This window comes from Thioalkalivibrio sp. (assembly GCF_041690275.1).
GTDB lineage: Bacteria > Pseudomonadota > Gammaproteobacteria > Ectothiorhodospirales > Ectothiorhodospiraceae > Thioalkalivibrio.
On record NZ_JAWLHP010000104.1, the window covers coordinates 1 to 5,037 of the forward strand.

The 5,037-nt window shown below is 68.7% G+C and carries 3 protein-coding genes; all 3 read right to left on the reverse strand.

Annotated features, from left to right (window positions below):
• Window positions 1-70 precede the first annotated feature (70 nt).
• Window positions 71-592 carry a DUF302 domain-containing protein gene (locus ACESMN_RS13225; protein ID WP_373054076.1) on the reverse strand — a complete coding sequence of 174 codons (522 nt, stop codon included), beginning with the start codon at window positions 590-592 and terminating at the stop codon, window positions 71-73.
• A gap of 98 nt (window positions 593-690) precedes the next feature.
• Window positions 691-2,064, reverse strand: a complete 1,374-nt coding sequence (gene odhB / locus ACESMN_RS13230) for a 2-oxoglutarate dehydrogenase complex dihydrolipoyllysine-residue succinyltransferase (protein WP_373054077.1) — start codon at window positions 2,062-2,064, stop codon at window positions 691-693.
• Window positions 2,065-2,089: 25 nt separating this feature from the next.
• Complete coding sequence (locus ACESMN_RS13235) at window positions 2,090-4,915, reverse strand: 2-oxoglutarate dehydrogenase E1 component (RefSeq protein ID WP_373054078.1); 2,826 nt, start codon at window positions 4,913-4,915, stop codon at window positions 2,090-2,092.
• Window positions 4,916-5,037 lie beyond the last annotated feature (122 nt).

Genomic DNA, 5,037 nt, shown 5'->3' on the forward strand with positions numbered 1-5,037 from the left:
TCCCCCCCCGCGCCCCCACAAAAAAGGCGGCCCCGAAGGGCCGCCTCTCGCATCCAGCCGGGGTTCGGGCTCAGAAGTCGCCGGTCACACCCGCCTCGACGATCTCGTAGATGATGTCACGCACGCGCTGGGCCAGCGGCTCCAGCTCGGGGGACAGGTCGACTGCGTGCAGCATCATGTCCATGTTCATCGTGGTGATCCAGCCACGCCCCTCGTCGTCCTCCACCACGGCGATGCGGCAGGGCAGGAAGCCCGAGAAGATCACGTCGTACTCGACCATCTCCTTGGCGACCAGCGCGTCGCAGAAGGCCAGGATGCGGATGTAGTTCGACTCTTCGCCCATCGCCTCCACCTGCTCGGACAGCGGCAGGTCGGAGACCATCTGGAAATTCAACAGGTTGGCCCGCAGCTTCATCGATTCCACCGCGTCCTCGACCGACACGCCATCCTCGATCTGCCAGGTCTTCATGCTCTGCTGGACCATCTTCTGCATCATCTCGCTGTCCATCTCCATCTCCGTCTCCGCGGAGAAGGCAGGGGCGGCGGCGATCATGCCGAGGGCGAGCAGCAGCGTTACGAGCATTTTCTTCATCAGGGATATCCTCCAGTGAGTGTGTGCTCCAGGGCGAGCGACAGTCTATCAGACGCTTGGGACCCGCCCGGTTATTCCCCCTGCGCAATCCGGCGACCTCACAGGTCCAGCAGCATCCGCCCCGGGTCCTCCAGCGACTCCTTCACCGCCACCAGGAACCGTACCGCGTCCGCCCCGTCGATCAGGCGGTGGTCGTAGGACAGGGCCACGTACATCATCGGCCGGATCACGACCTCGCCGTTGCGCGCCACCGGGCGTTCCTGGGTCGCGTGCATGCCAAGGATCGCGCTCTGCGGCGGATTCAGGATCGGCGTGGACAGCAGGGAACCGAAGACCCCGCCATTGGTGATGGTGAAGGTCCCGCCGCGCAGGTCGTCGAGGTCGAGGCGGCCATCCCGGGCACGCTCCGCAAACTCGCGGATCCGCCCCTCGATCGCGGCCAGCGACAGTTGTCCGGCGTCGCGCAGCACCGGAACCACCAGGCCGCGAGGGGAAGACACCGCAATGCCGATGTCGGCGTGATGGTGGTAGACGATCTCGTTGCCGTCGAGCGCCGCGTTGATCACCGGGAAACGCCGCAGCGCCAGGGCGCAGGCGGTGACGAAGAAGCCCATGAAGCCGAGCCGCACCCCGTGCCGTTCCTGGAATGCGTCCTTGTGCCGCGCGCGCAGCGCCATCACCTCGGAGAGGTCGACCTCGTTGAAGGTGGTGAGCATCGCCGTGCTCTGCTTCGCGTGCAGCAGGCGTTCGGCGATCCGCGCCCGCAGCCGGGACATGGACACCCGTTCCTCGCCGCGCGTGCCGGACGGCACCGGCGCCTGCGCGGACGGGCGCGCGCGTGGCGGCTCGGGTGGGGTGGGCGGAGCGCTGGCAGGCGCCGGCTCCGGTTCGGCGGCGGGTGGCGGCTTCTCGGCGGGGGCGCTGGCGGCTGGCCTCCCGGAGACCGCCGGTTCTTCGGTCCTTGCGGGGGCGGGCTCGGTCGGCTTCGCCTCGCGCTCCGACAGGAAGCGCTCGACGTCCTCCTTCAGCACCCTGCCGTTCTGTCCGCTGCCCGCGATCTCCGCGGCGTCCAGGTCATGCTCGGCGAGCAGGCGGCGTACCGCCGGGCTCGGGGGCGGCGGCGCGGCGCGCTCGGGCCGCTGCTCGTCTTCCCTCGCGGCCGGGCCCTGTTCCGCCTCCGGTTCCGCGGTCGGGGCGGGTTTCTCCGGTGCGGTCTCGGCGGGCGCCCCGGCCGAGATGTAGCCCAGCACCGCGTCCGCCTCGACCACGGCCCCTTCCTCGACGGTATATTCGTCGAGTACGCCACTGGTCGGCGCCGGCACCTCGAGCACCACCTTGTCGGTCTCGAGCTCGGCCAGCAGATCGTCCCGCCGGACCCGATCGCCGGGCTGCTTGTGCAGGGCGACGACGGTCGCGTCGGCCACCGATTCCGGCAGCTCGGGGACCCGCAGGACGGTGCGTTCTTCGGACATCGGCGATTCCTTGCGCGTGCGCGTGTTACAGGGTGGGGCGCGGCGTGTCGCGGGCCGTGATCGGGCCGAAGCCGCGCCGGATGAGCTCTTCCTGCTGGGCCTTGTGCACCTCGGGGTAGCCCACCGCGGGGGCGGCGGCCGGAGGGCGCGCGACGGCGTGCAGGGCCTGTCCGCGCACCTCGAGCAACGCATTCAGACGCGGCTGGACAAAGCCGAGGTAACCCTGGTTCTCCGGCTCGTCCTGCACCCAAACGAACTCGGTGGCCTGGTCATAGCGTCCCAGCAGCCGCGTGATCTCCGCCTCGGGGAAGGGGTAGCACTGCTCCAGACGCAGGATCGCGGTATCGTCGCGACCCTTTTCGCGCTTTTCACTGAGCAGATCGTAGTAGAGGCGGCCCGCGGTCAGCATCACCCGCCGCACTGCGGCCGGCTCCGGCGCGTCGATGTCGTCGATCACGCTCTCGAACCGCCCCTTCGCCAGCTCGTCGAGATCGCTGACCGCGAGCTTGTGGCGCAGCAGGCTCTTCGGTGTCATCACGACCAGCGGCTTGCGGTACGGCCGCAGCATCTGCCGGCGCAGCAGGTGGAAGATCTGGGCCGGCGTGGTCGGCACGCAGACCTGCATGTTCTCCTGCGCACAGAGCTGGAGGAAGCGCTCCGGGCGCGCGGAGGAGTGTTCCGGGCCCTGGCCCTCATAGCCGTGCGGCAGCAGGAGCACCAGGCCGCACAGGCGGTCCCACTTCTGCTCGCCGGAGCTGATGAACTGGTCGATCACGACCTGTGCACCGTTCGCGAAGTCGCCGAACTGCGCCTCCCAGAGCACCAGCGCGTTCGGAAACGCGGTCGCATAGCCGTACTCGAAGGCGAGTACTGCCTCTTCCGACAGCAGGGAATCGATCACCAGGAAGCGGGGGTTTTCCGGGTCCAGCCGGCGCAGCGGCACGCAGGCCTCACCCGTTTCCTGGTTGTGCAGCACCGCGTGGCGGTGGAAGAAGGTGCCGCGTCCGGAGTCCTGGCCGGACAGGCGGATGCGGTAGCCGTCCCGGATCAGCGTTGCATACGCGAGGGTCTCTGCGGTGCCCCAGTCCAGGGATTGCTCGCCGGTGGCCATCGCCCGGCGCGCCTCCAGGATCCGGCGCACGCGTGGATGCACGCTGAAGGCCTCGGGCAGGTTGTTGAGGCGCTCGAGCAGGTTGCCAAGCTCGCCCCGAGGGACGCCGGTGGGGACGTCCTGGTCCCACGACTGGTTGATGAAGGCGCCCCAGTCGGTCCGGTCGTGGCCGTTGATCACGTCGCGGGGCAGCAGGCCCGGCACCACCGATTCGCCCGCGTCCAGCGAGTCCCGGTAGCGCTCCTGCATCCGTTCCACGGCCTCCTCGTCGAGCACCCCGTCCGCGACCAGCTGGGCCGCGTAACGCTGACGCGTGGTGGGCAGGCCGCGAATGATCCGGTACATCATCGGCTGGGTCGCAGAGGGCTCGTCGGCCTCGTTGTGTCCCTGGCGGCGGTAGCAGACCAGGTCGATCACCACGTCCTTGCCGAAGCGCATCCGGTAGTCCAGCGCCACCTGGGTCACGAAGACCACCGACTCGGGGTCGTCGCCGTTCACGTGCAGGATGGGCGCGCTGACCATCTTCGCCACGTCGGTCGCGTAATGCGTCGACCGGGAGTCCTTCAGCGTGCTGGTGGTGAAGCCGATCTGGTTGTTCACCACGATGTGCACGGTGCCCTTGGTGGAGAAGCCGCGGGTCTGCGACATGTTCAGGGTCTCCATCACCACGCCCTGCCCCGCGAAGGAGGCGTCGCCGTGGATCACCACCGGCATCACCTTCTCGCCGGATCGGTCGCGCAGCCGCACCTGCCGGGCCCGCACCGAGCCCTCGACCACCGGGGACACGATCTCCAGGTGCGAAGGGTTGAAGGCCAGCGCGAGGTGCAGCGGCCCCCCCTGCGTCTGGATGCTGGCCGAGTAGCCGAGGTGGTACTTCACGTCACCGGTGCCGCGGTTGCGGCTGTGCCGGCCCTCGAACTCGTCGGCCAGTTCGCGCGGCGACTTGCCGAAGATGTTCACCTGCACGTTCAGGCGGCCGCGGTGGGCCATGCCGACGACGATCTCCTTCAGCCCGCGCGCACCGCCGCGCTGCACCAGCGCGTTCAGCAGCGGGATCAGGCTCTCGGCCCCCTCCAGCGAGAAGCGCTTCTGCCCGACGTAGCGGTTGTGCAGGTAGCGCTCGAGGCCCTCGGCGGCGGTCAGTCGCTCGAGGATCGCCTCCCGGGTCGCGTGGTCGAAGCCGAAGTGACCGCGCGCGGACTCCAGCCGCTGCTGCAGCCAGCGCTTCTCGGCGGTGGAGACCAGATGCATGAATTCGGCGCCGATGAACGCGCAGTAGGTGTCCTTCAGGATCGACTCGATCTCTTCCAGCCGCGCCGGGTTCGGGCCGTGCAGCGAGCCGGGGTCGAAGGCCTGGTCGGGATCGACGTCGTCCAGCTTGTGGTAGGCGCGGGTCAGCTCGGGTGGCGGCTCCGGGTCCACCCGGCCCAGCGGGTCGAGCCGCGCCGCGAAGTGCCCCAGGAAGCGATGGGAGTTGATGTACTGCAGCACGCGGACCTGCACCCGCTCCAGCTGCAGGTCGCGGATCTCGATGCAGTCCTGGTCGGTCATCCGCCGCCGCGGCGTCGGGCCGGGGTCGCGCTCCAGCGCGCCGAAGTAGTCGGCCCAGGTGGGCGGCACCGATTCCGGGTCGGCCAGGTAACGCTCGAACAGCTGCTCCGCGAAGGCCATGCTGTCCGGATGGAGATCCATGCGGCGCAGTATCGTCAGCGCCTGCTGTCTGGAGGGGGGCTCGTTCATGACCGCTGCTGACTCCTGGAATCCCTGTCGGAATTGTCGACCACGATATCAAAAGCTTAATACGAACGGCGGCGAAATTCTGCGTTGCAGCACCCCGTTCCTGTGATAGTTGTCAGGATAGC

What these genes read in the sequence shown, in the direction of transcription:
- ACESMN_RS13225 (WP_373054076.1), bottom strand. Translation starts at nt 592, where the DNA reads ATGAAGAAAATGCTCGTAACGCTGCTGCTCGCCCTCGGCATGATCGCC.
- odhB (WP_373054077.1), bottom strand. Translation starts at nt 2,064, where the DNA reads ATGTCCGAAGAACGCACCGTCCTGCGGGTCCCCGAGCTGCCGGAATCG.
- ACESMN_RS13235 (WP_373054078.1), bottom strand. Translation starts at nt 4,915, where the DNA reads ATGAACGAGCCCCCCTCCAGACAGCAGGCGCTGACGATACTGCGCCGC.